Origin of the sequence: Staphylococcus microti, assembly GCF_000934465.1 — a bacterium.
GTDB classification, from domain to species: domain Bacteria; phylum Bacillota; class Bacilli; order Staphylococcales; family Staphylococcaceae; genus Staphylococcus; species Staphylococcus microti.
Genome location: NZ_JXWY01000171.1, coordinates 1 through 240 on the forward strand (window position 1 = coordinate 1; position 240 = coordinate 240).

A 240-nucleotide genomic window follows, 5' to 3' on the forward strand; every position below is an offset into this window, starting at 1 on the left:
GTTCAAATAAATACATCAACTTATCGTGGTTCAACATGTCAAAGCACTGTTTTAAATCACAATCAACTGCGACCGAATAGCCCTCTTCATAGTACGTTGCACATTGCTTAAGCGCAGTGCCTGTACTACGATTGGGTCTAAAGCCATGACTGTGTTTTGAGAATGTACGGTCGATTTTCGGTTCAATAACTTGTTTAATGGCTTGTTGGATAACTCTATCTCTAGCGACAGGGATTCCCA

At 40.8% G+C, this 240-nt stretch carries 1 protein-coding gene; it reads right to left on the reverse strand.

Annotated features, from left to right (window positions below; all coding sequences use genetic code 11):
- Nucleotides 1-240 (reverse strand): reverse transcriptase domain-containing protein (locus TP70_RS11160; protein ID WP_044361655.1); only part of this gene is annotated, 240 nt, incomplete at both ends.